Genomic DNA, 25,743 nt, shown 5'->3' with positions numbered 1-25,743 from the left:
TGCCACCCGCTACGATCGCTGCCCAACGGCCTTCTTTTCCGCCGTTGCTCTCGCTGCCACCGTCATCTTCTGGCTGTAATCAACGAGTCCTGACCCTAAGTGGCCGATCTCTCAGCGAACCGGCATATACGACCAGCGCCGCAGCCTCATCGAAATCATATTCAGCCGTCTGAAGGACTGGTGCATGTCGCCACTCGCTAAAACCGCTACCGCAGGTCTTCGCCTACGCTGTTGCCCTCAGTGCCACAGTCATCTTTTGGCTACGACCGATAAGCCTTGCCCCCACCCCTAACACTCGCTTAGTCTTCTGCCTTGTATCATATGATAAAAAAGTCCTGCACACATCAACAGGCACGCATTTCGATTTGCCATCCCTTACCCGAAAACTGATTCATGTTGATATGATTTCCCCTAAAATAGGGGAACCACGCTGCCATTCTGGATCGTTACGGAAGCTCAATCGAACGGATGCAGCCCTTCTGATGCATATAGCGATCATTGCCCACCTGAAGCATGCGATCGTCGAACCGTTTGCAGGCGGTTTGGAGATGCACACGCATCTGTTGGCGCTGGCGTTGCGCACGCGCGGCCATGAGGTGACGCTGTTCGCCTCCACGCGATCGGATCCCGCCACCGGGCTGACCGCGATCTGCGAGGAAACCGCATTGCTGGAAACAGGAATTGCCGAGGCGACCGACATTGTCTTCTTTCGTGAGCATCATGCGTATCTGACGCTGATGACGATGTTGCGTCATGGTGGGTTCGATATCGTCCACAATAACTCGCTGCATTATCTGCCGGTCGCGATGGCCGACACGTTGCCGATGCCGATGGTTACGACGCTGCACACGCCGCCATTTTGCTGGCTGGAAAGCGGTATTCGGCTATGTCGGGGCGATACGGCGCGTTTCGTGACAGTCTCGGAAGCGATCCGGACGCTGTGGTCGCCGATTGTCGCTATCGACCGAGTTGTCGGAAACGGTATCGACCTCGATCGCTTCACCTATCGAGAGCAGCCGGATGTCGACCCATACTTGGTCTGGTACGGGCGCATCGTGCCCGAAAAGGGGGTGCATATGGCGATTGCCGCGGCGCGGGCGGTGGGTCTGCCGCTGCGGATCGCGGGCCCAATATCCGACCCTGACTATTTTACAGCCGAGGTGGCGCCACATCTGGACGATGACATCCGTCATGTAGGACATCTCGACCATGGTGCCCTGTCAAAACTGATCGCCGGCGCACGCACATTCCTGTGCACGCCGCGCTGGGACGAGCCGTACGGCTTGGTAGTGGCGGAGGCACTGGCTTGCGGCACCCCTGTTGCGGCGTTCGCCCGCGGGGCAATCCCCAGCCTGTTGTCTACGGCGAGCGGCGTGCTGGCGGTGCCGGATGATGTTGCTTCGCTGGCGCAGGCGGCGGTGCGGGCAATGACGCTGGACCGGGCGGCATGCCGGGCTCGGGCTGAGGCGATCTGCGACGCGGAGGTGATGATCAACGAATATGAGGCGCTGTATCACGAGATGATCACGGCGACCCGATCGGCGCCCTCCGCGATCCCCGATCTGGTGGCAGCGGAATGAAGGGTGCGGCAATCAGTCGACGCTTTTGCGTCTGCGTGCCGGCGCGCAACGAGGCGGCGCGGTTGCCGGTGCTGCTGGAGGCACTGGCCGGACAGACGGTCACAGGTCGCATCCCGGTCGCGCTATGCATCAACAACAGCGACGACGACAGCGTAGGCGTCGCCACCGCAGTGGTTGCGCGTCACGCCGGTCGGTTGGACGTGCGCGTGCAGGATCAGGTGTTTCCAGCCGCCTTGGCCCATGCTGGCAGCGCGCGGGGGCGGGCGATGGCGATGGGGTTGGAGCTCATTCAAGGCAAAGGAGTGCTGATCGCGACCGATGCCGACTGCAGGCCGCCCGCCGACTGGATCGCCGCCAATCTGGCGGCGATTGCGGCTGGCGCGGATATCGTCGGCGGGCGGATCGAACTAGACGATGCCGAGCCGATCGATCCTGCGATTATGGCGATGCGAGCGCGGCTCGATCAATATTGGGCGGCGGTGCGCGCTATCGAAGACGCAATCGATCCCTCCTCCAATGATCCCGCCCCGCGCCACGGTGACCATACCGGTGCCAGCTTAGCCATCGATGCCGTGCTTTATCAAGCAGCCGGTGGCGTCCCACCGATCCCGACCGGCGAGGACCGAGCGCTGGTGATCGCCGGTGTCGCGGCGGGCGGTCGGTTGGCGCATCCTACAGCGGTTTGGACGCGGGTGTCGGCGCGTAGCGAAGGCCGAGCCGCGGATGGGATGGCGGCGGCGATGCGGACGCTTGCGGCGGTGATTGAAGAAGGACGCGAGCCGCATCTGCCTGCGTTCGATCACTGGCGACGGCGGGCTGCCTGGCGGCGTGCGATACGGGCGACGAACGGGGCGGCCGCCATGCTCGCGGCGGAGGAGCGACTGCCTCCGATGCCAGCGGACATGCCGCTGTCGATGGTCGCCGCGTGAGCCGAGCGATCGGTTATTATGTCCATCACCATGGCGCCGGGCACCGGGCGCGGGCGATGGCGATTACAGATCACGCTGACGGACGGGTGACGTTGATCGGTACCAGGCTGACCGGACTGACGGGCGCGCATCCATGCGTCGATCTGCCCGACGACCGGATGGACGATACGTTCGATGGCGTAGACGGCGACGCGAGCCGACCGCCCGCGCTGCATTATGCGCCGATCGACCATGACGGCATCCGGCGTCGCGTGGCGGCGATGACTGCGTGGATCGCTACGTCAAAACCGGCGCTGATGGTGGTCGATGTGTCTTGCGAGATCGCGATGCTCGCGCGGCTGGCGTCGGTGCCGGTGGTGTACGTCCGGCTGAGTGGTCTACGCAACGATGGTCCGCACGAACAGGCTTTCCGCGCCGCGACGATGCTGCTCGCGCCCTTCGCGGAGGTGCTGGACGATCCTGCGGTGCCGAAATGGGTGCGGGCGAAGACACGCTATTTTCCGGGTCTCGTCACGCAACTTGATGCGCGAACTTGGTCGCAGCCGGTCGAGCCGCGATCGGTTGTCGTGGTGATCGGCCAGGGCGGAGCGGAAGGTGATGGCGCGGCGTGGGCGCAGGCGGCGCGGGCGACCGCCGACCGGACGTGGACCATCATCGGGCCTTGTACACCGGTGGCGGATGAGCCGGGCAATTTGCAGATCCTTGGCTGGGTGGACGATGCTGATGCACGGATCGCGCGGGCGGGGGTGGTGATCGGCAGTGCTGGCGACGGCGTGGTCGGCACCGTTCTGGCGGCAGGCCGACCATTTCTCTGTCTGCCCGAGGACAGGCCGTTTGGCGAACAGCGCGCGAAGGCGGCGCGGCTGGTGGCGGCGGGCGTGGCAGTGATGGGTGATAACAGCTTAAACAATGATTGGCCGGCGCTGATTGCTACGGCGGAACGGCTCGATCCGGCAGCGGCGCGCGAGCTTCAAGATGCTAATGGGGCAGCACGGGCGGCCGCTTATCTGTGCGCCCTGGCTGATCGGGGTGGACGGTCATGAATGATACGGGATTGTTGCCGGTAATGGATGATCCGCTGGTCGGCCAACTCGCGCGACTGGGGGCCGGGTATGACGAAGTGCCTTCGCATCCCGCCGACAGCATCAGCGCGCTGGCGCGCGCCAATTTGCTCGTGCGGTTCGCGCCGGTGGAGGCAGGGGGCGAGCAGTTCGCCAATGAGGATGCGCGGCACCGAGCGATGTTCGATGCGCTGCGCCGGGTCGGGCGCGGTGACCTGAGCGTCGGACGGCTGTATGAAGGGCACGTCAACGCGGTGTCGCTGTTTGGCTGGTATGCGACGTCGGTGCAGCGCGCATGGCTGGGCAGCGTACTGGCGCAGGGCGCGGTGTTCGGGGTGTGGGCGACCGAGCCAGCGCCGGGCGTCGCGCTGGTCGAGACAGACGGTGGGCCTGTGCTGCGCGGGGCCAAGAGTTTCGCCAGCGGCGCGGGCGGCATTGCCTATGCGGTCGTCACGGTGCAGCCGGCGAGCGGCGACCGACGGCTGGCAGTCGTTGCGGCGGACGATGCGGCGTGCACCGATGCCCGCGGTTGGCGGGTGCGGGGAATGCGCGCGAGCATGAGTGGCGCGTATGACCTGACCGGATATCCGATGAATGAAGATAGGTTGTTGGGAGCGCCCGGCGATTATGATCGCGAGCCGCGCTTCACCAGCGGCGCATGGCGCTTCACCGCGGTACAACTTGGCGGGATCGAGGCGTTGCTGACGGAGACGCGGGCGACGCTGTCAGAGCCCGCCCGCGCCGATCCACTGGCGCGGGCGGCGTTCGGGCAGGCGATCGTTGCGACGCGCACCGCCGGGTTGTGGGTGCGCGAGGCGGCGGTGCGCGCCGCGGGCGAGGATCGGGACGCTGCCGCGTTCGCGCGGATGACGCGCGGCGTGGTGGAGCGTGCCGGGCTAGACGTAATGGAGCACGCCGCGCGGCTGGTGGGGACGCGCAGCGCCTTTGCCGGTCAGCGCGTCGACAAGATCATCCGCGATCTAAGCCTCTATTTGCGCCAGGCGGGGCCGGACCAGGTGCGCGATGCGGCGGTGACTGACTGGCTGGATCATGATTGCTGGGGTGAGGATGCGTGGTGGTGAGCATCGCGCAACCTCTGCACGCCAGTCGTTATGCCCGTGCACGCTGGTTAGTGCTGGCGCCGCATGCCGATGACGAGACATTGGGTGCTGGTGCGCTGATTAAGGAAACCGCCGGCGCGGGCCTGCTGGCGGGGGTGGTATATCTCACCGACGGTGCGGGATCGCATGATGCGGGCGGGTCGTGGCTGGCATGGGTTCGCCGACGCGAGGCGGCGCTGGCGGTACGGCGACTGGCGGCACGCGCGGGGGCTCCGGTCTTCCTGGGCTGGCCGGACGCGCATCCCCATGCGCTGAATAGCGCCGCATGGCGGGCGAGCGTACGTTCGCTCGCGACGCTTATCCGCGCGCGCCGGGTAGATGCGATCGCGGTAACGGGCGCGCAGGAGCCGCATTGCGATCACACCGCATTCCATGTGCTGGCAGGCGCGGCGGTGCGCGCGGCGCGGCGCCCGGTCGCGGTGTTCGGCTATCGGGTGTGGACCGACCCCGCGGTGCGGGCGGCCAGGCGGACGCTACGGACCCGCGCCATGCTACCCGGCCAGCGTCGCCATGCGCTGATGGCGCATCGCAGCCAGACGAGCGTCGCCTATGGGCCGGGTTTTCGCGTAGCGCGGGCAGCGTGGCGGATGCCGGCGCGCGACATTCTTCATCTTGAAACAAATCGCGCATGACCGATCGCAGTCTGGATGCCCATTATTTCGAAGGCATATTCGCCGGCGACGACGATCCCTGGTCATTGGCGAGCAGCGCGTACGAAGCGGCAAAGTTCGCTCACACGATCGACGTTCTAGACGATCGCCGTTATGCCTCGGCGCTCGAGATCGGCTGCGCGCATGGTGTGCTTACGGAGCGGCTGGCGCCACTTTGCGAGCATCTTCTGTCGATCGATATCGCGGCCGGCGCAATCGAGCGGGCGCGAGTGCGATGCCGGGACTTGCCGCAAGTGCGGTTCTATCAAAGAGCATTTCCGGGTGAGACACTTGAGGTAACGGCGCTCGACCTCGTCCTGCTGTCCGAGGTGGCGTATTATTGGAGCGACGACGATCTGTCGCGGGCCGCCAGCTGGCTGTCCGCTCGGATGGTGAGCGGTGGGCGGATAGTGCTGGTCCACTGGACAGGTGACACCGATTATCCGCAGACCGGCGACGGCGCAACGGCGAAATTGCGGGCGGCATTGGGTGCGGCGATCACCGTCGAGTGTGTGCAACGTGCCGAAGGTTATCGGCTCGACCGGTGGGCACGGGTGTGATCGCTCCGAGCGTTCTCACCATCGTGCGCAATCGGCCGGGCCACTTCGCGCAACTGGTCGAGGGTCTGCGACGATCCTCGTTGCGCCCGCAAGAGTTGATCGTGGTGGATATGAGCGACGTGGCGCTCGCGACGCCGGTGGTGAACTTTCCCATAAAAATCGTGCGGTTAGCGACCGACGGACTGCCGCTAGCCGCCGCGCGCAATCAAGCCGTCGCCGCCTCGACGGGCGAGCATCTGCTGTTCCTGGACGTGGACTGTATCCCGCTGCACACCTGCCTGATGACAATGAGCGCGGCGCTCTTCCGGCATGACGCTTTGCTGTGTGCGGATGTGCGTTATCTCGGACCCAAAGACGCGCGGGGCGACTGGCGTGAGGAGGACCTGATCGCCGCGGGTGTGCCCCATCCGGCGCGAGCATTTCCAGCGGAGGGTATTCGGCGCGAGTTCAATCCGGGTCTTTTCTGGTCGCTCGCTTTTGCGATCCGCCGATTACGGTTTACTCAGCTGGGCGGCTTCGATGAACGTTTTTGTGGCTATGGAGCGGAAGATACCGATTTCGGTTTCCGCTCCGATGCGGCAGGAGTGCCGTTGTTGTTTGTTGGTGGAGCAGTGGCCTGCCATCAGCATCATGCCAACTACGAACCACCGCTTCAGCATTTCGCCGACATCGTCCGCAATGCACGGCTGTTTCATGAAATATGGGACCGCTGGCCGATGCAAGGATGGCTCGATAGTTTTGCGGCATTGGGGCTGATCTCTGTGACGAACGGTACAATCATCGTGCGCCGACAACCGACCGCCGCTGAGGTGCAGGCTAGCTGCCTACTCTCGACATCTGATGATTAGGTAGAAGAAAAGCCACTTTGGCTTTGAGATCGAGATCTTGAAGGTGTGTTTTAGGTTCCGAACCTTTGAGCTGCTGGTGGTTTCGCGGACCCTAGGTTAAGCTACCTGCGCTTATCGCTCGAAGTTCATGGGGCTGAGATAGCCCAGGGTCGAATGGCGTCGCGTTGGATTGTAGAGGCGCTCGATCTAATCGAACACGTCTACCTCCGCATGATTGCGCGTTCGATATGTCTTCGGGGCGATCCGTTCGGTCTTCATCGACGACAAGAAGCTATCCATCGCCGCGTTGCCCTTCGCTGGCTTTCCACCGATGATTCGCATCGCCGGAACCTTGGCCTGCTTCGCCCAGACATTGCCCGACCGGCTCATCGAGCAGGTGACGCCATTATCAGCCATCAGCCGCTGGAACTTCTCGCTCGTGTATTGGCTGCCCTGGTCCGAGTGATGCAGCAGGGCGTCAGGCTTTCCGCGTCGCCAGATCGCCATCATCAGTGCATCGGTCACGAGCTGAGCGGTCATGGTGTCGCTCATCTACTATCCGACCACGCGGCGCGAGAACAGCTCGATGACGACAGCGACGTAGAGCCACCCTTCGGCCGTCCAGATGCAGGTGAAGTCAGCGATCCACCTCTGGTTGGGCGCCTCGACGGTGAACTGGCGGTCGAGGATGTTGTCGGCGAGGACCGACCGCAGCCCGTCGTCCTTGGGCAAGCCACGACGTCGCGGACGGGCCCTGAGGCCCTGCACACGCATCAGCCGTTCGATGCGATGCAAACCACATGAATGGCCTTCGGCCAGAAGGTCGTGCCAGACCCGGCGCGCACCGTACGTCCGATAGCTGGAGATGAAGCTGGCGCGGACCCTGGCGCCGAACGCCTCATCGCTGCGAGCGCGGGCACTGGGTGCCCGAACCAGCCAAGCGTGAAAGCCGCTGCGCGAAACACCGAGCGCTTCGCAGATCCACAATACCGGCCAGATCCCTCGGTGCTTCGCTACAACCTCGAGCCTCATATCGAGTCCCTGGCGAAGTAGGCCGCCGCTTTTTTGGGATGTCACGCTTCGCCTTCATCCGGGCAAGCTCGCGGCGCAGACGCTCAACCTCCTGCTGCTCTGGCTTCATCACCCCATGCCTGGGAAACACTGATCCGGAATCCGCCGCCTATTCGCGAACCCACATGCGCAGCACGTTCTCATGCAAGTCCAGATCGCGCGCCGCCTGCGATACCGACACCCCGCGCTCCCGAACCAGCTTCACCGCCTCGAGCTTGAACTCGCGGCTTAACTTCCGTCGTTGCATTCACGCTCTCTGGTCTCAAAAACACCTCATCTCGGTGTCCACGAAACCGACAGCAGCTCAAACCTCTATTTTTTCAGGCGATAGGCCAGTGGCCTTGCGCTACCTCTGGCGGCTCACCGCCGCGCAATGGGCACATCAGGTATGGCTCATTGTCGGAGATGGACCAAGTCAGCAACGTTTACCGCCCAGATCCGGACCACATCGCAGCACTCGGCCCATCTGCGATCGGCAGATAGAGCTTTCGATACCGGGCGATGACCGAAGTCTGATCATAATCGCGCTTCACCCGATCGCGCAGCGACTTGCCAAATTCCGTGCGGCGGGCGGGGTCGGCGAGCAGGTTGATGATCGCCTTGCCCGTGGCTTCCGGATCGACCAGCGGCGTGATGATGCCGCCATGCGCATCGTCACCCTGCGCGCCCTCTAGCATCTCCCGGCAACTGCCGACGTCGGGCGCGACCACGGGGATGCCGAACGCCCCGGCTTCAAGGATTACGAGCGGCTGCGCTTCGGAAAGACTCGTGAGGACCACGACGTCGATCCGTGGCAGCCATTCATCGACCCGGACCCGCCCAGTGAAGCGAATCACCTTGTCCATCCCCATCACGGTCACGAGCGCGCGGCATTCGTCATAGTAATCGCCGTCTTCATCTAACGGCCCGAGGATGGCGAACTCGGCGGTCGGACAGGCATGATGGGCGATCGCGGCGGCGCGGATGAAGGTCTTGATGTCCTTGATCGGCACCACGCGTCCGATCAGCGCGACCAGCGGCTTTTCGGGGTTCTGCGCCACCGCAATACCCGCAAAGCGATCGAGGTAGATGCCGTTGGGAATGACCCGTAGCCGCTCCGGCGCGGCACCCAGCCGCGCCTGCACAGCATTGTTGGCCGCATACAGCGCGATGATCGGGTCGCAGTGATCGTAACAGAGCCGGGCATAGTTGCGGAACGCTCGTCGCCATAACTCGCGAAGGCCCGGCACGTCGGCATCCAGCGTCAGCCCCTGCCCCGCATGCGATCCGATCCAATCAGCCATCATGATCTCGATCTGCCGTTCGAGCAGATAGATACCATGTTCGGTAATCATCGCCGGCGCCCGGTGCTCGATCACCGCACGCGCCGCGATCAGCCCGGCGAAACCGGTCGAGATCGTGTGATAGCGCGCCGCGATCGGCAGCGGGGTCAGCAATGCCGCGAGCAGTCCGCCGAGCAGCGTCCGCGTCGCCCAGAACACATGGTGGAACGATGCCGAAGGCATCGTACGTTCGGCATAGGCGACGATCGCCTGGAACAGCACGGGATGCGTCAGCAACTCCGCCGGAGTCCATGGGTGCTTGCTGGCAGTGAGCGCGGCGAACAGGGCCGCCAGTGGCGGTTCGCCTTCCTCCTCAAGAAAGGCGAGCAGCATCTCGGCGATCACCGCGACATCCGCCGGCCGGCGGCGGCGGGGCACGACGTCCAATCCCGGCGCCAGCGATACTTCGGTGACGGACACGACGTTGGACGGGGGCTGAAGCCGCCAAGGCATCCGCGTGGCATCGGGCTTGATTGCGACGATCGCGAACCGGCAATCGGGCAGGCCGCCGATCAAATCCTGCAACCAGTTGGCGACACCGCCCACGACGTACGGGTACGCACCCTCGACGATCAGGCATACGTCGGCATGCGGCGAACCCGTCAAGCGCGCGCGACCCCACGCCAGAACTGCGCAACCTCGTACAGCGGATCGCCCGGCGGCAACGCGGCGGCATCGGTCATGGCACAGCGCTGGGCCAGCCCGTCCACGTCACGCGCGCGGACTAGCAGGTCAAGCGCCGTCCTGAGCGGCAGCCGGGCTGGATCCTTGCGTCGGGGCCGCAAACGGTGCAGCAACGCCTCCGCTGCCGTGAAACGCTGATCGGGACGAGGCAGGACGGCCAGCGCCCCTTGCATTTCCTCCACCGCGTCGTTGCGCAGGCGGGCGCGGCCGGTTTCCGAAATCAGGACATCGTGTTCGCCATGATCGGCCAGCAACTGCGCCAGCGCCAACCGGTCGTCTGGATGACCCTGCATCGCCACGGCGCGTTCCAGCCGCCGCCGCCGCTGCAACAATATCTGGTTGGCCCGCGTCGCCGCCGATGCCGCCAGCGCGCGGATCGTCTGATCGTCATCGATCAGCCCACGGGCGACGATGCTCGACAATCGCGGTTCATAGGAAGCGACAACGGTTTCGATCGCCATCTGCCGGTCCGCGATGCTGCCATGGCGGAACACCGATACCAGCGAACCGAGCTGCGCCGGATCGGGCAGGTTGATGGCTTCGCCGCTGAGCGGCGCGATATGGATAGAGCGATCGTCGGTCCAGGCGTCGTCCTCCACCGGCTCCGGCAGCGCCAGCCGCGCCGAATCCAGCGCCAGAAACCGGAGGGCCAGCACGGGCGTCGCCAAGCGCATGGCCAGCAAGCCGATCGGCCCGAATGCCGCGCCCAGCCACAGCATCCAGCCACCGACCGTCCGCCAGTCCGTCGATCGCCGCGCGATCAACAGCGCGGCCAGCGTGGCGGACACATGGACCGGCGCAAACAAGGGATAGGCTGCCGGATGGAGCGACGGCAACGCCATCGCCATCACATCCACCATTGACCAGAGGATCAGCGGCCGGATCACGCGGCGTCGCTGGTGATCGCCATCTGGAACCGTGGCGGCTGATTGCTCGCGACATCGGTGGGCAATATCGCGAGCAACGCTGCCAATCGCGATGCGACCGCATCGAGATCGACGATGCCGCGGCGGCTGAACCGCTCCGGTTCCAGATGATGGAACATCAGGATCGCCCGCACGGTAGCCCGTGCATCACGCGCCGGAAGGGCCATAACGCCGACCCGACCCAACAAAGCGCCCGCCGACGGATCGGCCAGCGTCACCGCCTGCGGTGCGGCCAGGATCGCATTAACCAGTGCTCCGGCAAGATAGTCGGGGCGGCCAGATGCTTCCTGCCCCTGCGCGAACGCACGCCACGATCCCGCCACCGGCGTATAGATGGTGAAATCCTGCGCCTGCGCATCCATCGCCACCAGGCGCGACATCGTCTGGGGCAACCGCCCCCTGTCCGGATCGAACAGCCCGGTGGCCGCCTCGATCGCCCGGCCCACCCCGACTTCGTCCACCGCGATGCGAATCTGAAGCGCATGGGCGTTTTCACTCGCCAGTCGGAAAGCGTTCGTCGCCGTGGCCAAGTCATCCTCCGTCCGACGGCCGCGCCGCTCCAGCGACGCGATCCGACGCTGGCGGACATAGGTCAGTTCACCCACCAACACGCTCGCCGCCGCCCACATCAGCGGCGGCAAAGACCGGGCGAGCATGTAATGGAAGGGGTCCTCGTCAAGCGCCATTGCCGCATGCGGTATGGCAAACCAATAGGCCGAGGCCACTCCCGCCGCCAGCAACCCCATGCCGCTGCCATATCCCAGCGCCATTGCCAGCACCGGCAGCCAAAGGGGATTGGGGTTAAGCGCCGCAAACGCCGTCCCGCCCACGAACTTGACGTCGATCAGCACCAGCAGGCCAATCATGATCGCGAGTTCCGCGTTGATCCGCAGCAATTGCTTCGCCCTCATGGCAGCGGCCCCATGCTATATTTGATCCCCGCCCGCGCGAACACCTGCGTGCCGACTAGATTGGGTCGTTGAACCGAACTGACGCCGCCCGCGGCCTCGATCTGCCAGGCGTCGTCGAGATATCCGGCCACCGTCAGCGTGGCGGTGGGGCCGTTGCCGCCGAAGCGATCGAACGTCCAACCCGCCGCCCCGGCGATCCGCCACGCGCCCAGTTGCTCGGCGATCAATGCCTGCACGGTATGATTTTCCCGGTCGACCAATGGCAGGGACAGCGCTCCACCGGGCCGCCTGACCAGCCGGTCGACATATTCCGCCTCTAGTCGATACAACAAGGTCATGGCGGGTTTCATCCGTCGCACCGTGGCGTCGAAGCCGCCGGTCACGACGGTCGTCCGGGCGAGCGTTCCTTCGCGGCCCAGTCCATAAAATGTACGTACGGCATCACCCTGTACCGACAGCGCCGGCGACAGGCGCAGCGTACCCCCCGCACCCCAGCGGTCGATGTAACCGCCCAGCAACGCCTGCTCCGCGGTCGAGACATCGGGCAAATGCCACCCGCCGATCACCCGCCCCTCGCGCTCGGCTGGGCCAACGACCAGCCGGCCGCCCAGCCCCGCACGAGTGTCCGTGAGGTTCACGGCCCCCTGCAACTCCAGCCGGGTTGCCGCATTGCCGATACTACCGGTTACGTCGGCGAACAGGGTGCCACGCCGCAGCGACCGAATAGTGCCGGCCGATGTGACGACAGCATCAGCGCTGGTTTGGAATCGGCGCACTGCCCCGCCGATCACGACATCAGTGCCGGTCGGGCTTAGAAGAACGGGAACCGCGACGCGCAGGCTCGCCTCGGCCTGCGTGAAGCCACGGCCGTCGCGCACCGTAGCGACGGTCGCCATCTCGCCCGCGGCCGCGCGGATCGTCCGGCGTGCTACGGTGTCGGTCGCCCCGAGCGTGCGATAGCGAACGGCGGCACGCGCCGTGGCCCCGCGCGCAGTATCGGCATCGGCCAGCGCGCGGGCGACTTGCGGGTCGCCGGGCGCTTGCCGATCGAGCGTCATCAGGCGCCGACGCGACCGGCCGGGATAGCCGGCGGCCGCATCCGCCGCCGCCTGCGCCAACGCATAATCGAGGGGCTCGGCCGGTACGGTCATGGCGATTGGTGCATCGCGGATCACCCTGATCGTCAGTCGATCGCCAGCAACCGTCGACACGAACCGGCGGTTGGGTGCCGGCCGGATGACCATACTGGTATCGTTCCATTCCATCCGGCCCAGATCGGCACCGGCTCGCTGACGAAAGGCGTCGAGCGCGGCCGCATCCGGACCACGGCCGAACCGGACTATGGTCTCGGCGCCATCGGTCTCCATCGACAGAGCGGCGTCGGCCGGCCAATCGAGCACGAGTTCGCTGGTTGCCACGACAGGTGGTTCGGGGGTCGCGCTGGGCGTTTGCCGGGCGGCCGGTGCGTCGATTAGGGCAAGGGCAAAAAGGATTATCGTCATCGCAAGAACAACGCCCTGGCGTCACCGGGTCGGCCGGCGGCGATCAGCAATCGTGCCTCATCGGCAATCAGCGACTTGTCGGTAGCAGCGACCGCCCGCAACCGCCGCGTCATCGCCAATGCCGCATCCGTGCGACCGAGCCGCGACAACAACGCGACCCGCGCCCGGCTGTCGCCTTTACCGATAGCCAACGCCCGCTCGAACCACGGCCGGGCGCGACGATCGCCATGCTGCTTCGTCTCGATCTCGGCCATCAACGTTGCCGCCGTCGCATCTTCGGGGTGCGCCGCGAGTTGGTCGGTGACGGCAGACCGCGCCGAAGCCAGATCACGGGCGTTCCACGCCGCCCATGCGATGTCCATCCGATCTGCTGGCAACGCAGCATTGGCCGCAATCCGACGGCGCGTGAGCGCCAGCCGCAGGTCGCGATCGACGGTCGGCATGGCGGTCGCCGTCATCAGCCGCAACTGGGCCGCCGACAACGCTCGCCCATCCAGCAGGGGTCGCAATGCGCGCTCGTTGGCACCCGGATCGGCCGTTTCCGCCGACAGGTCCAGCCGCGAAAGCAGCACCGGCGTCTGCCCGGCGAGCGGATGCTTCTCCAGCACACGTAACGCCGCCTGTGGCACATCGCGCTGGGCATAAAGCATCAGCCAGCGGAGCCGGTCATCGTTGTTCTCGGCCCGGGCCACCCGTTCGCGCAACCATGCCAGCGCGTCCGGCGCCGGACGCGGCCCCCAGAGATACAATAGCCTGCGCGTCGCGGCATCGTCCGGCGATAGCGCCATCGTCTGTAATAACCCGGCCGCCTCGTTCCGCGCGCCGATCGACAACAGCCGTTCAGCCAGCGCCACCCGCCCGGCCGGATCGCGGCGGGCGCGATCGAACAACTGCGCCTGCAGACCGGCACGATCGCCGAACCGGATCAGCAAGTCCTCGCGCGCCGCATCGCGCTGCGCCGGCGCCACCATGTCAGCATAGCGCAGCGCGGCCGGCCGATCGTCGGCCACCACCGCCAGTCGCATCGCCAGCCATGGGTCCTGCCGACGCCAATCCGCACCCGCCACGCGGTCGAGCCGAGCGATGAGGGCGGGCCGGGTCGCGAACCGACGGGCAAGATCGAGCGTCAGGGCGGCATCCGGCCGCGGTATCGCGCCATGTTCCGCCGCCGTCAGGATCATGTCCGGCGCCTGCAATGAATAGGCGACGGCGACGATATCCTGCGGCGGCGCTACGCCTGCCCGCGCCGTGGCGGTGGCCAGCAGCGCCCGCGCACCGGCCGCATCGCCGACGCGCATCGTCAGTTCGGCCCGACGCCGCCAGAGCGCCGGCCCATCACCCTTGGGATCGCTGGCGAGCGCCAGCGCGACCTGCGGCCGCTGCCGGGCCGCCAGTTCGTCGATCACGCTTGCCCGGCCGGGCTCGGCACTGCGTTCGCTCAGCGTATCGACCAGCGTGGCGATCGTAGCCGCGTCGGCGTCCTTCAACGACAGCCGCAGCAATCGTTGCAAGGCATCGGTCGACATCGACGCGCCGGCCATCCAGCGTTCGGCCAGCCGTGTCCGTGCGCTATCACCGGCACCCGCCCGCTCCTCCAGATACGCCAGTCGTTCGATACCATCGCCATCCAGCCGCGACTGCCGCGCCAGTTGCGTGAGGGCAAACCGCTCTTCTGCGCCATCATTTGCCGCGAGCGCGACGACGCGGAGCTCCCCCAAGGCCTTTTCCGTTCCGGTGCGGACGGCCTCGTCGTGCAGCAGCTTCAGGCGTTCGCCTTGCCGGCCTGCCGTCGCCAGCGCGCGGCTCATCAGCGCGATCAACACCGGATCGCGGGGATGCGCCGCGGCCACCGGCGCGAGCGCGGCCAGCGCCTCATCTGCCTTCCCCGCCGTCAACAGCGAACGCGCGAGCAATGCCTGCGTACCGGCATCGTCACTTTTGGCGTCCTGCGTCAGCCGCGCGAGGGCGGATCGATCCCCCGTCCCCATCGCCGCGCTCAATTGTTCGCCGGTGCTGGGCGCGAGCAACCATCCTCCCGCGCCGAGGATCAGCGCGGCACCGACCGCTGCCAGACCCAGCGTCGCCATCAGCGGTGCGCGACGGGCGGCAATCACCGGCCTGGCTCCGGCACGATCCGGTCGAGCGCGAGCACCGATACATATGGCACGAAACCGGCTGCCCGCTCACGGTCATACAGCGCGCGCACCCCGGCGGCATCGCCGGGCTCCCAATAATCCAGCGTCATCAGCGCCAGCGCCGGATTGGCCTGACGCGCGGCACGCAACCGCGCGGCTTGCCAGTTCCAATCACCTTCGCTCAGCGTATCATAGGTGCGGGTGCGAAAATTCCAGCGCGTCGCCATCGCCTCACCCAGCACGCCGTCGATCGCGTCGGCGACCTTCGGCAGCAACGCATAACCGCGGTTCATGACGATGATGGCGGCGGGAAACCGTTCGTGGATCGCGCGCACCAGCGATGCCGCGGCATCGACCATTCCGGCATTGTCGATCGGATTGGCTCGTTCCATCGCCTCGGCATTATCGAGGGTGTCCATGAAGATCCCGTTATACCCCTTGGCCAGGATCGCCGGGACCAGTCGGTCCAACACCTCCGCCCGCCAGCGCGCATGACGCAGGTCGGCGTAACGGGCGTCGGGCCAATGGGGATTGGCCGCCAGCAGCGCACCCGCCGCCGCGAGCGCCGCCGCCGCCGGCCGGCTTTTCTCCACCTCGCCCAGGCTGATATACCCGATCGCCAACCCACCCGGCCGGCGCAGCGATGCCGGCGTCCGGTCGTGATCGGGCTCCAGCACCAGCACGTCGTACTGGCCGGCGAGCGTCGCATCGGTTGCCGGCCCATAATCGATCGCCCAGCGCCAGTCTGTACCGGCGGGAAATCGGGGATCGCGGGCCGGCTTGGCGCACGCGTTCGTCTGTCCCATCGCCAGCACCAGCCCGGCATGGAACACCACCCGCCACCAGCGACGGGCGGCGGAGGGTTTCGCCATCACGCCCATCGACGGCGCTCCCCCACGACCGCGGGATTGTTGCCGACGAACAGGAGGTAGATGAGGTCCCAGAGCGCATGACCAGCCAGCATCACACCCGTCATCGCGGCGATCACGGCGCCGGCGAGATAACCCCAGCCGTACCAGGCGAACCCGGCATGAACCGTCGCCAGCGTAGTCGCCGCGCTGACCACGAAGAACATCGTCCAGACCATCAGCACGCGGCCGGCCAGGTCGAAATAGGACAGGATGATCGTGAAGAACAACGTCACGAGGTGAAATACCGCTCCCACCACCGTAAACCGGAAGGCGAAGATGCCGCGCGGATCGGCCCCGATCAGCTTGAACAACTCCGGCGCCAGCACCCACAACGCGGCGGCGATAGTCGCCTGTGCCACCGTCAGCAGACGGACATCGTGCAGGACGGTATTGATGAGGGCCCGCCGCGCCCGACGGATCCCCGCGATCGGCGCGGTTCCCGTGCAGGCGGCCATCAGCACTGCGAAGCTGCGGTCGAATCGCGTCTCCGTCGCCACCAGCAGTAGCGTCAAACCGGGCACCAGCGATAACAGGCCGAGAAAGCTGGCGGGATCATAAACCGGATGGAACCGCAGCATCGACAATCCCGCCACGCTGTCATCGGCGGCATACCAAATGATCCACTTGTCGATCCAGATTGCCAACGTGGCCAGCGTGCCACCGATCGCCAGATGCGCATGACGGCGATGCGCCGCGGCCCAATCGGTCGGCCAGATCGGCGGCGCCAGGAAACCGTGGCGAACCGCACGCACCAGCACGGTCGTCGTCACCGCGACCCCCGCCAATGTCAGCCACAACAGGCCGCGCATCGATACGTCGGGCGCCAGCGCGCCGATCACCACGACGACGCCGATACCGCCGGCATAGCCTGTCAGCACCGCCCAGTGCCGCCGCGTCGCAGTCAGGAACAGGTTCGCGACCCAGATTTGGGATAGGAGCGTCAGGATGGCGGTGGCCGCCAACTGATCGACCGGTACCAGCCCGGAAAAGGTAAAAACCAGTGCCCCGATCGGTACCGAGATCGCCGCCGCACTCGCCAGTGCGGCGACCAGGATGCCCGGCACTTGTTCGTGTCGCTTGGCGTAGAGAAGATCGGACATCACGCGCGTGGCGACAGCGATGGTCGGCGCCGCCGCGAGCGCCGACAGGCTGAACGCATAGACGAGGATCGTCTGCAACGCGCCGGTCGCGGCCAGACCCGCATGATGCTGGCCCCACGCTTCCAGCGCAATCACCGCACCGGCCGCCATCAACCACGGTCCCGAACTGATGATCGCGCCATGCGACGCCGCCGCCACGACACCACCGATGCCGCCGACCTGCGCCATGCGCGCCAGCTTGAAGCCGATACCTGCCATGTCGATGACGCCGTCCGTTCCGGCCTCAGAGCATGAAGTCGGAGGGGGTAAGATTGAAGTGACCGACCAGATCGACGGAGAATTCCGCAAGCGAGCCGGCATCGGTGCTGCCTTCGACGATGGTATGCTCGACCCCGTCGATCACCTGATAGACCACGCGGAGCTGGCCCGGCGCCGTAAACTTGGCGTTCGTGCCGGACAGCAGCGTAAACGCCTGATCGCCGGCGACGCGCGTGTTGGCGTCGATGAGCGACAGATCAATGCGATCCTCGCCGCGAACGAAGTCGGTGATCACGTCGCGGCTAGCGCGACTGGTGCCCGTGTCGGATACCTTGCTGAACCGGAAGATGTCACGCCCGGCACCGCCGGTCAGGATGTCTTCGCTGCTGCCGCCATCGAGGATGTCGTTGCCGGCACCACCGATCAACGTATCTTCATTGGCACCCCCGTCCAGGAAGTCGTCGCCGTCGCCACCATCCAGATAATCGTCATAAGTGTCGCCGATCAGCGTGTCGTTACCGGCACGACCATACAGCTTGTCCTCACCCGATCCGCCGTTCAGCGTGTCGTTGCCCGCCCCACCGTCGAGCAGGTCGCGACCGGAATCGCCCGTGAGGTTGTCGTGACCGTCTTCGCCGTACAGCGTATCGTCGCCCAGGCCACCGATCATCGTGTCGTTGCCGCCACGGCCGTACAGGATGTCGTTGCCCCAGCTGCCGTCGATCGTATCGTTCTCGCCGCTACCCGTCAGGGTGTCATTGAACAATCCGCCGCGCAGGTTGACGCCCGCGACGTCGCCGATCGTGACGGCATAGGCCTGCGCCGTGCTGGCGCCGCGGGCATCGCTGGCCAGGACGGTGACGTTGTAGACGTTGTTCGCGCCGGTATCGAGCGGGGTTTCGAAATCCGGTGCCGCGATAAATTTCAGCACACCCGTCTTTTCGTCGACCGCGAACAGCGCGGCGTCCGCGCCAGCCGCCAGCGTGTATTTCACGACATCGCCCAGCACCGCATTGGCGTCCGTCGCCGCGACCGTGGCGACCGCGGTGCTGTTCTCGAGGATCGTCAGCGCGATGCTGGCCTTGCCCGCACCCGATGTCAGCACCGGTGCCACGTTCGCCACATAACCGACCGCCACGTCATGGCTGCCGATCGCACCCAGCGCTAGGGTCAGGATGTCGCCCGTCCGCGACACCACCGTGGCGCCCGTCGTCTTCACCCAATCCGTGCCGGTTGCGGCCAGATCGATCGTGACGCTGCCTTCGCCGACGGCGGTAAAGGCTAGGTTGCGACCATCACCCTTCACCAAGATCAGCGAGGCGCGCATTGGCAACGCGGTGATGTGGGTCACGTCGTCGGCGACGGTGCCCAGCGTGATCGTGAACGTACCGCCACTGGCCGGCATGAACACGCTGTCCTCGTCATAGGCATACCAGCCTGCGACGCTCTTGATGACCTTGCTGCCCTGCCCGTCGACGTCGAGGGCGAAGGTGCCGATGTTGCTCGCACCGACCTTGGCGGTGATGACATCGCCGACGATGCTGGTTGTCAGCGTGGCATGCGACATGGCGCTGACCCTCTGCGACAGATCCAGCAACGTCACGAACTCCGCGCCGCTGGTGTAGGCCCGCTCGATCCAGTTGGTGAACATAGACTGCGTGTATTTGCTAGGCGCACCGGTCGCGTCCGCGGTCCAAGCGGTGGGGCCGTAATCGTGCCACGGCCAGATCACGACCGGCGTTTCCGCCTTGGCGGTCAGCGCAGCCCATTCGGCCGCCCATGTGGCCTCGGCCTGCGCCGGGCTCTTGCCCTGGAACTCGACGAGCGTGAAATCGAAGCTGGTGTTTGGGGCCAGATACACCTTGTCGGTGCCCGGCTGGATGTAACCGAACGCGTTGGGATACCCGGCACCGACGCCGGCATAGCCACCCGACAGATAATCGACGTACTTCATGATCTCTTGCGAGGTGCCGAGCGTCTCCGGCGCGCCGGGTACGGCGGCGCCGCCGACGGTGAAGGCATAACCCAGCACCTTCGACATTTCCTGTTCCAGCACTTTGCGTGCTTCGCCGAACTGGAACGCCACCTCTGCCGGCGTCAGAAGGTTGGTTTTTTCCGGATGGGTATAGCTATGCGAGCCAAGCTCGTTACCCATCGCCAGCAACTGCTTGTAATAGGCACCCGACACCGTCCAGTCGGTCGTCTCGTCGGCAGCCGCATCGTTGCCGACGTTGACATAATAGCTGCCGACGAAGTTGAAATCCTTCTTCCAGCTTTCGAGAATCGGCAGCAGCTTGTCATAGATGCCCGCTGCGTTGTTCGCCGGGTTCACCTCGTCACGGTACTGGCTCTGGTCCATGTCGGTGCGCGATGCGACGATCGAGCTGTTGCGCGTCATCTCCAAGCCGACCGATACGCCGGCACCGTTCACCGAATGATCGACCGCTTGCCACAACAGATTGCTGTCGGCCATGACCGCTTCGGACGAAAACAGAACGTTGCGACCGCCGCCCGCGGTCTGCGTCGCCAGTGCGGCGGTGTAGTTCTGGCCGTTCACCGTTTCGGTGACGATCGTAGTGCCCGTGCCGCTGACGCTGCCGATCGCGGTCCAGCCGACACCGGTGTACTGGCGGATCGTCTCGCCCGCAGCGTAATTGTCGAGAACGAGGTGGTTCGTATCCGCCGAGTTCAGCGTGACGTCTGCCGGAAAACCGCCGGTGATACGCGTCGCATCGAACAACAGCTTCATGCGGCCATAGGAGTCACCGGCCAGTGCCGCGTTGTCGGCGCCGTTGGTCATGAACTCGCCGGCAGCGACCAGACCGATACCGAACTGGCGGGTCGCCTGTTCCAGCGTAGCCGTGATCGCATCAACCGATCCGACCTGCACATTGCGGAACGACGGGAAGACAATCGTGTCGTATTTCGCCAGCGTCTGCAGGCTGGTCAGATCCTTCTCCGTCAGGATATCGAACGGCACGCCCGCCTGCATCACCTGCGACTGGGCAGCCATGAACAGCTGTGCATAGGCGGTTTCGCTGAAATAATTCTTCGCGGTCGTTTCCGAATAGACGATCGCGACCCGCTTGCCGGCGTCGGGGACGATGCCGGTGTCGCCGAAAATCGTATACTGGGGTCCGGAATAATTGCCGGGAATATAGGTCGCATCGTTGACGTCGGTCAGGATGTTGATGGCGGGAGGATTGCCGATCAGCGCCTTGGGAATCTGCACTTCCATGGTTTTGCCATCGGCCGATCGCGCCATCAGCAAGTTGGCCGCGACCAGCGTCTGCCCGGCCGCGCCCGTAAAGAGCGACGCGGTGCCATCGGCAGCGATGTTGATGTTGTATTCGGCGCCGCCGGCAAAGCCGAACACCTGATACCCGGTGGATGCGTTGCGATCTGTGTTGAGCCAGATCGTCGTATTGGCGCCGATGGCCGTGGGCGACGTCAGCGCGATCGAATAGGTGCTGGTGTCCGACGTTCCATAGACTCGATATCCGCTGACGGGGGCAGTGCCATCGATGCGATCACCCTCGACCCACTCATCCAGTGTGCCGTCGATACGGATCGGACTATGCTGAACAGCCATTTCTACTTCCCCCGATGTAGACAAGCGCCTCCCGTTGCCAAAGTAGCCGAATGACTATTCTGCCAATAGTTAACCCGCGCTGTCGTATTCTGCTGAATAACCCCGTTGTTAGGCCAGCTATCACGGAACAAGCGTCTCGGTAACCCGGCCCCTGAAACCAAAATGGCGATGTTCCAATTTGGAACACGCGGAGCGACCATTATGATTTGATCATAATTCTACGGTATTACGCCGCAACGGCGGTTCGTTTCTTGAACCCGGCGTAGAAATTTCGGCATTCCGGTCAGGGGGATGCACGAGCGGAGGGCATATCGGAATGGCAGGGGCGGAACGACCGGTCGGGTCGATGCAGGCCGCGTTGGCGGCATGTCGGCGGCATTTGGTGGCCGGCGGCGTGTTCAGCGCCCTGCTGAATATGCTCTATATCGCCCCGACTTTATACATGCTTCAGGTTTATGACCGGGTCGTACCGACCCATGGCCACCTGACGTTGCTGTTCCTCACGATCGTGCTGATGGCGTCGCTGCTGGTGATCGCCGTGCTTGATCGTGTTCGCATGCGGTTGCTGGTCAGGGCCAGTGTCGTGCTGGACGTGACACTGGCTCCCGCCATCCTGGATGCCGCGATCCATCGCCCTGACGCGCCTGCCAGCCGGCAGGCGCTGCGCGATTTCGATGCGATGCGCCAGACGCTGACTGGCCCTGGTGTGCTCGCGCTGTTCGATGCGCCATGGACGCCCGTCTACATCCTCATCTGCTTTCTGGTGCATCCGGCGATCGGCGCCGTCGCGCTGTTCGGCGGCCTGTTGCTGCCGTGCATCGCCTGGCGCAACGAGGTCGCCACCGGGACGAAGATGAAGCACGCCCAGCAAGCGGCGGTCGCGACCTATGCCGCGCAGGATGCGCTTCTTTCATCGGCAGAAGCGGTACGGGCGCTCGGCATGCGGCGCAGCACCGTGGCGCGACAGGTGCGGCAGCGCGAGGTCGCACGAGACCTGTCAACATCGGCGGGTTTCACCAGCGGCTTCTATCTCGCTGCGACAAAATTCGTTCGGTTGGCGTTGCAGTCGCTGGCACTCGGTCTCGGCGCGCTACTCGCGATCGACGGCCAGATATCGCCGGGCGCCATCTTCGCCTCGTCCTTCCTGATCGCCCGCGCGTTGGCGCCGATCGAACAACTGGTCGCCGCGTGGAAGGGATTGGTGCAGGCTCGCAACAGCTATACCTCGCTGTCAGCACTGGTCGGCCACGGCACACCCATTGAACCCACCGTTCTGCCGGCTCCGCGCGGCGCGATCGCGGCGGAGGGACTGACCGCGGTCCTGCCGGGCCATGAGCGACCACTGGTCGACAATGTCAGCTTCGCGCTTGCCCCCGGCGAGGTGCTGGCGATCCTGGGGCCAAGCGGCGGCGGAAAATCCACCCTGTTGCGGCTGCTGGCCACCGCGATGCCCGCCGACCGCGGAGCCATCCGGTTCGACGGCGCGGCAAGTACCGACTGGGATCAGGAGCGGCTGACCCGCGCGCTCGGTTTCCTGCCGCAGAACACGGCGCTGCTGGCCGGTCGGGTGCGCGACAATATTGCGCGCTTCTCGGGTGAACTGGAGGCGGATCGCGAGGATATCGACCGGGCGGTCGTCGCCGCGGCGCAATCGATCGGCGCACACGACCTGATCGTCCGTTTGCCCGGTGGCTATGACTATGAACTGGGTGCCGGCGGCGTAGGTCTTTCGGCCGGGCAGGCGCAACGGGTCGCGCTGGCCAGGGCGGTGTTTGGCGATCCCGCCATCCTGCTGCTCGACGAGCCAAATGCGCATCTCGACGTCGATGGCGATGCGCTGCTGGTCGCCGCCCTCGCCCGGCTGAAAGCGCAGGGCAAGACGATCGTGATCGTATCCCACAAGTTGTCGGTGCTGCCGGCGGTCGACAAGATTCTGGTGATGCGCGACGGCCGCGTCGCGCTGTTCGGCCCGAGGGATGAAGTGATGAATGCCCTGAAACCGGCACCTACCGTCACTGCCGCACCACAGCGTCGGACGGTGGCGCTGTGAGCGGTCGCTTGATGACCGCACGGTCCGCCCCGCCGCGCTGGATGGACCCGACGTCCGACATCCGCACCGGCACGATCGTCGCGCTGTTGTTCTTTATCGGACTGATCGGATGGGCGGCATTCGCGCGGCTCGACGCGGCGGCCCATGCCGCGGGACAACTCGTGGTGTCGGGGCAGCGTCAGGCGGTGCAGCACCGCGACGGCGGTGTCGTTGGCCGGATCATGGTGCACGAGGGGCAGCATGTCCGTCGCGGCCAGACCCTAATCGCCCTTGCCGCGCCGGAGGTGCAGGCGCAGGAACGGGCGCTCGCCTCAAATACCATTCGTCTGCTGGCACAGCGCGCGCGCCTGCTGGCCGAACAGACCGGGCAGGGCCGCCTCACCCCGCCTGTCGAGTTCGCAAGTCTGTCGGACGAGGACCGTCCGCTCGCCGATCAGGCGCTCCGCGCGCAACAGATTGAACTGTCCGCCCGGCGCGCGACGGTGTCCGCGCAACGCGGTGCGCTCGGCCAGCGCGCGGCACAGGCACGGACGCAGAGCCGTGGCTATACGCGTCAGGTGGAAGCGACGGCGGAGCAGCTACGACTGGTCGATTCCCAATTGGCCGCGCTTGCGCCCCTCGCCCAGCGTGGCTTCGTCGCGCAGACCCGCGTCCGCGAGCTCGAACGCTTACGGGCGCAGTTGCAAGGGCAAGAGGGCCAGTACGATGCCAGCATCGGTGGTAGCCGCCAGTCGGCGCAGGAGAATGTGCTGCAAAGCCTGCAGGCGCAGCAGACCTATCGCGAACGGACGGCAGCCGAGCTGCGCGAGGTCGATACGGCGCTAGGCGAAGTGCTGCCGAAACTGACCGCGGCACGTGACCAGCTCGCCCGGACGATGATCCGCGCGCCGGCCACCGGATCGGTCGTCGGCCTATCGGTCTTCACCGCTGGCGGCGTCATCAATGCCGGACAAAAGCTGATGGACATCGTGCCGGATCGCGCACCGTTGATCGTGCAGGCGCGCTTCTCGACCGATGACGCGGACGATTTGAAGCTCGGTCAGGAAGCGATGGTCCGCTTCCCATCCCTGCACAACCGCGCGCTGGCCGATATGAAGGGGCGATTGACGAAGCTGTCGGCGGACAGCTTCGTCGACGATCATTCGGGCCAGGCCTATTACACCGGAGAAATCATTGTCCCGCCAAGCGAACTCCGGCTTATCGGAACGGGCGACCATAAGGCCACCTTGCGCGCTGGGTTGCCGGCAGAGGTACTGGTTCCACTACGAGCCCGAACGGCGCTGGAATACGCGTTGGAGCCCATAACGAGCGGCTTCTGGTCGTCATTTCGCGAGCATTGATACCACGCCGAGGTGCTGCCGGCTTCGTGGACAGAGGTTGATAAGGGTCTGCTCGGTTGGTTCAGAGCAGTCTTCCGGTAATTGGGCGCGCTGATCGGATTATCCGATGATGGGTGGGCTCTGATCGGTCCACTGAACCGCCCTGTGTTTGTCGGAGGCACCAACTCCTGAGAAGGTGGAGCCTGTATGAGCAAGACGACGAACAAGTTTGCGCCTGAGGTCCGCGAGCGAGCGGTGCGGATGGTGCTGGATCACGAGCGTGACCACCGCCGCGATGGGCGGCGGTGGTTTCAATTGCGGAGAAGACGGCTGCGCACCACAGACGCTGCATGAGTGGTTGAAGAAGACCGAGGTCGACAGCGGCAAGCGCGCCGGGGTTCCGACCGAGGTTACTGACAAGCTGAAGGCGTGGAACGCGAGAACCGCGAGCTTCGCCAGGCCAACGAGATCCTGCGCAAGGCGTCAGCGTATTTTCTCAGGGCGGAGCTCGACCGCCCGTTCAAGCGATGACCGGCTTCATCGACGAGCATCGTGAAGCCTACGGGGTCGAGCCGATCTGCAAGATGCTGCCGATCGCCCCATCCACCTATCATAAGCATGTCGCACAGCGGCAGGATGCTACGCGCCTGTCGGCTCGGGCACGGGAAGATCTGGCCCTCAAGCCCGAGATAGCCCGTGTGTTCGCCGAGAACTTTGCGGTCTACGGCGTGCGCAAGGTCTGGCGGCAGATGATGCGGGAGGGCTTTGCGGTCGCGCGATGTCCCGTGAAACGGCTGATGCGCGATATGGGTCTGGCAGGCGTGATCCGGGGCAAGCCAGTGCGCACGACCATCAGCGACAAGGCAGCACCATGCCCGCTCGACCACGTGAACCGTCAGTTCGTGCTCCGGCGCCGAACAGGCTGTGGGTGTCGGACTTTACCTACGTCGCAACCTGGGCGGGGTTCGTTTACGTCGCCTTCGTCATCGATACCTACGCTCGCCGGATCATGGGCTGGCGCGCCAGCAGGACAGTACATGCCAGCTTCGTCCTAGGGTCAGGACTCATTGGTCATAGCCAGAAGATGACGGTGGCCGCGAGCGCGATGGCAGAGAAGAAGACGGTTGGGCAACGGTCGTAGCGAGTGGCGACGCGGCGCCAATCCTTCAGACGGCCGAACATGATCTCGATGCGGCTGCGGCGCCGGTAGCGGCGCTTGTCGTATCTGACCGGC

General features: G+C 65.3%; 18 protein-coding genes, 2 pseudogenes and 1 other annotated feature. Of the genes and pseudogenes, 10 read left to right on the top strand and 10 right to left on the bottom strand.

Annotation, left to right across the window (positions count from 1 at the left end; translation table 11 throughout):
* Nucleotides 1–482 precede the first annotated feature (482 nt).
* The 7 genes from ASG67_RS06575 to ASG67_RS06545 are packed head-to-tail and all read left to right on the top strand — an operon-like array spanning nucleotide 483 to nucleotide 6,749.
* Nucleotides 483–1,580, top strand: a complete 1,098-nt coding sequence (locus tag ASG67_RS06575) for a glycosyltransferase (protein ID WP_056527322.1) — start codon at nucleotides 483–485, stop codon at nucleotides 1,578–1,580.
* Nucleotides 1,577–2,509: a glycosyltransferase gene (locus ASG67_RS06570; protein WP_056527319.1), complete on the top strand. Its 933-nt coding sequence runs from the start codon at nucleotides 1,577–1,579 to the stop codon at nucleotides 2,507–2,509. Before ASG67_RS06575 ends, ASG67_RS06570 begins: the two co-directional genes overlap by 4 nt.
* Nucleotides 2,506–3,552 carry a glycosyltransferase gene (locus ASG67_RS06565; protein ID WP_056527316.1) on the top strand — a complete coding sequence of 349 codons (1,047 nt, stop codon included), beginning with the start codon at nucleotides 2,506–2,508 and terminating at the stop codon, nucleotides 3,550–3,552. Before ASG67_RS06570 ends, ASG67_RS06565 begins: the two co-directional genes overlap by 4 nt.
* Nucleotides 3,549–4,652 (top strand): acyl-CoA dehydrogenase family protein, encoded by a 1,104-nt coding sequence (locus tag ASG67_RS06560; protein ID WP_056527313.1) that lies wholly within the window; start codon nucleotides 3,549–3,551, stop codon nucleotides 4,650–4,652. The genes ASG67_RS06565 and ASG67_RS06560 overlap by 4 nt, the downstream gene beginning before the upstream one ends.
* On the top strand, nucleotides 4,649–5,323 hold the full coding sequence (locus ASG67_RS06555; RefSeq protein WP_235535082.1) for a PIG-L deacetylase family protein: 675 nt from the start codon (nucleotides 4,649–4,651) through the stop codon (nucleotides 5,321–5,323). Before ASG67_RS06560 ends, ASG67_RS06555 begins: the two co-directional genes overlap by 4 nt.
* Complete coding sequence (locus tag ASG67_RS06550) at nucleotides 5,320–5,901, top strand: SAM-dependent methyltransferase (RefSeq protein ID WP_056527310.1); 582 nt, start codon at nucleotides 5,320–5,322, stop codon at nucleotides 5,899–5,901. Before ASG67_RS06555 ends, ASG67_RS06550 begins: the two co-directional genes overlap by 4 nt.
* Nucleotides 5,886–6,749, top strand: a complete 864-nt coding sequence (locus ASG67_RS06545; protein WP_235535081.1) for a glycosyltransferase family 2 protein — start codon at nucleotides 5,886–5,888, stop codon at nucleotides 6,747–6,749. The genes ASG67_RS06550 and ASG67_RS06545 overlap by 16 nt, the downstream gene beginning before the upstream one ends.
* A 111-nt stretch (nucleotides 6,750–6,860) precedes the next feature.
* Here the strand turns inward: ASG67_RS06545 and ASG67_RS06540 are convergent.
* The 9 genes and pseudogenes from ASG67_RS06540 to ASG67_RS19675 all read right to left on the bottom strand — a co-directional run bounded on the left by ASG67_RS06540 (nucleotide 6,861) and on the right by ASG67_RS19675 (nucleotide 21,140).
* Nucleotides 6,861–8,046, bottom strand: a pseudogene (locus tag ASG67_RS06540) (IS3 family transposase).
* Nucleotides 8,047–8,224: 178 nt separating this feature from the next.
* A complete protein-coding gene (gene pelF / locus ASG67_RS06530; protein WP_056527307.1) occupies nucleotides 8,225–9,727 on the bottom strand; it encodes a GT4 family glycosyltransferase PelF in 1,503 nt (500 codons plus the stop codon).
* Entirely contained in the window at nucleotides 9,724–10,692 is a 969-nt protein-coding gene (locus tag ASG67_RS06525) for a hypothetical protein (protein WP_056527304.1), read from the bottom strand. The genes pelF and ASG67_RS06525 overlap by 4 nt, the downstream gene beginning before the upstream one ends.
* Nucleotides 10,689–11,642 (bottom strand): hypothetical protein, encoded by a 954-nt coding sequence (locus tag ASG67_RS06520; RefSeq protein WP_056527301.1) that lies wholly within the window; start codon nucleotides 11,640–11,642, stop codon nucleotides 10,689–10,691. Before ASG67_RS06520 ends, ASG67_RS06525 begins: the two co-directional genes overlap by 4 nt.
* Nucleotides 11,639–13,144 carry a hypothetical protein gene (locus tag ASG67_RS06515; RefSeq protein ID WP_056527299.1) on the bottom strand — a complete coding sequence of 502 codons (1,506 nt, stop codon included), beginning with the start codon at nucleotides 13,142–13,144 and terminating at the stop codon, nucleotides 11,639–11,641. The genes ASG67_RS06520 and ASG67_RS06515 overlap by 4 nt, the downstream gene beginning before the upstream one ends.
* Entirely contained in the window at nucleotides 13,141–15,258 is a 2,118-nt protein-coding gene (locus ASG67_RS06510) for a hypothetical protein (protein WP_056527297.1), read from the bottom strand. Before ASG67_RS06510 ends, ASG67_RS06515 begins: the two co-directional genes overlap by 4 nt.
* Nucleotides 15,255–16,151, bottom strand: a complete 897-nt coding sequence (locus tag ASG67_RS06505) for an endo alpha-1,4 polygalactosaminidase (RefSeq protein ID WP_235535080.1) — start codon at nucleotides 16,149–16,151, stop codon at nucleotides 15,255–15,257. Before ASG67_RS06505 ends, ASG67_RS06510 begins: the two co-directional genes overlap by 4 nt.
* Nucleotides 16,151–17,548 (bottom strand): exopolysaccharide Pel transporter PelG, encoded by a 1,398-nt coding sequence (pelG, locus tag ASG67_RS06500; protein WP_056527292.1) that lies wholly within the window; start codon nucleotides 17,546–17,548, stop codon nucleotides 16,151–16,153. The genes ASG67_RS06505 and pelG overlap by 1 nt, the downstream gene beginning before the upstream one ends.
* Before the next feature lie 25 nt (nucleotides 17,549–17,573).
* Nucleotides 17,574–21,140: a M10 family metallopeptidase C-terminal domain-containing protein gene (locus ASG67_RS19675; RefSeq protein ID WP_056527289.1), complete on the bottom strand. Its 3,567-nt coding sequence runs from the start codon at nucleotides 21,138–21,140 to the stop codon at nucleotides 17,574–17,576.
* A gap of 316 nt (nucleotides 21,141–21,456) precedes the next feature.
* Here ASG67_RS19675 and ASG67_RS06490 point away from each other — a divergent pair, with 316 nt between their 5' ends.
* The 3 genes and pseudogenes from ASG67_RS06490 to ASG67_RS18230 form a co-directional block, all read left to right on the top strand.
* Nucleotides 21,457–23,190 carry a type I secretion system permease/ATPase gene (locus tag ASG67_RS06490; protein WP_235535079.1) on the top strand — a complete coding sequence of 578 codons (1,734 nt, stop codon included), beginning with the start codon at nucleotides 21,457–21,459 and terminating at the stop codon, nucleotides 23,188–23,190.
* Between the two features lie 11 nt (nucleotides 23,191–23,201).
* Nucleotides 23,202–24,530 carry an HlyD family type I secretion periplasmic adaptor subunit gene (locus ASG67_RS06485; RefSeq protein WP_056527286.1) on the top strand — a complete coding sequence of 443 codons (1,329 nt, stop codon included), beginning with the start codon at nucleotides 23,202–23,204 and terminating at the stop codon, nucleotides 24,528–24,530.
* 186 nt (nucleotides 24,531–24,716) lie between these two features.
* Nucleotides 24,717–25,593 (top strand): annotated as a pseudogene (locus ASG67_RS18230) (IS3 family transposase); the annotation flags it as partial.
* Nucleotides 24,995–25,111 (top strand) — a sequence feature (AL1L pseudoknot). (Overlaps the previous pseudogene by 117 nt.)
* On the opposite strand, the gene ASG67_RS06470 reads toward ASG67_RS18230, so the two are convergent.
* The coding region (locus tag ASG67_RS06470) for a transposase (RefSeq protein ID WP_156460685.1) at nucleotides 25,581–25,743 on the bottom strand (163 nt) is incomplete at its 5' end. The pseudogene ASG67_RS18230 and the gene ASG67_RS06470 overlap by 13 nt on opposite strands.

Source organism: Sphingomonas sp. Leaf339, assembly GCF_001426195.1.
Classification (GTDB): domain Bacteria; phylum Pseudomonadota; class Alphaproteobacteria; order Sphingomonadales; family Sphingomonadaceae; genus Sphingomonas.
This window is presented reverse-complemented; position numbering and strand designations above follow the sequence as displayed.

Bases quoted from the DNA above. Each gene is read 5' to 3' on its own strand.
- ASG67_RS06570 (WP_056527319.1), top strand. From the start codon at position 1,577: ATGAAGGGTGCGGCAATCAGTCGACGCTTTTGCGTCTGCGTGCCGGCG.
- ASG67_RS06485 (WP_056527286.1), top strand. From the start codon at position 23,202: ATGACCGCACGGTCCGCCCCGCCGCGCTGGATGGACCCGACGTCCGAC.
- ASG67_RS06520 (WP_056527301.1), bottom strand. From the start codon at position 11,642: ATGAGGGCGAAGCAATTGCTGCGGATCAACGCGGAACTCGCGATCATG.
- ASG67_RS06490 (WP_235535079.1), top strand. From the start codon at position 21,457: ATGGCAGGGGCGGAACGACCGGTCGGGTCGATGCAGGCCGCGTTGGCG.
- pelG (WP_056527292.1), bottom strand. From the start codon at position 17,548: ATGGCAGGTATCGGCTTCAAGCTGGCGCGCATGGCGCAGGTCGGCGGC.
- ASG67_RS19675 (WP_056527289.1), bottom strand. From the start codon at position 21,140: ATGGCTGTTCAGCATAGTCCGATCCGTATCGACGGCACACTGGATGAG.
- ASG67_RS06560 (WP_056527313.1), top strand. From the start codon at position 3,549: ATGAATGATACGGGATTGTTGCCGGTAATGGATGATCCGCTGGTCGGC.
- ASG67_RS06505 (WP_235535080.1), bottom strand. From the start codon at position 16,151: ATGGCGAAACCCTCCGCCGCCCGTCGCTGGTGGCGGGTGGTGTTCCAT.
- ASG67_RS06515 (WP_056527299.1), bottom strand. From the start codon at position 13,144: ATGACGATAATCCTTTTTGCCCTTGCCCTAATCGACGCACCGGCCGCC.
- ASG67_RS06575 (WP_056527322.1), top strand. From the start codon at position 483: ATGCATATAGCGATCATTGCCCACCTGAAGCATGCGATCGTCGAACCG.
- ASG67_RS06550 (WP_056527310.1), top strand. From the start codon at position 5,320: ATGACCGATCGCAGTCTGGATGCCCATTATTTCGAAGGCATATTCGCC.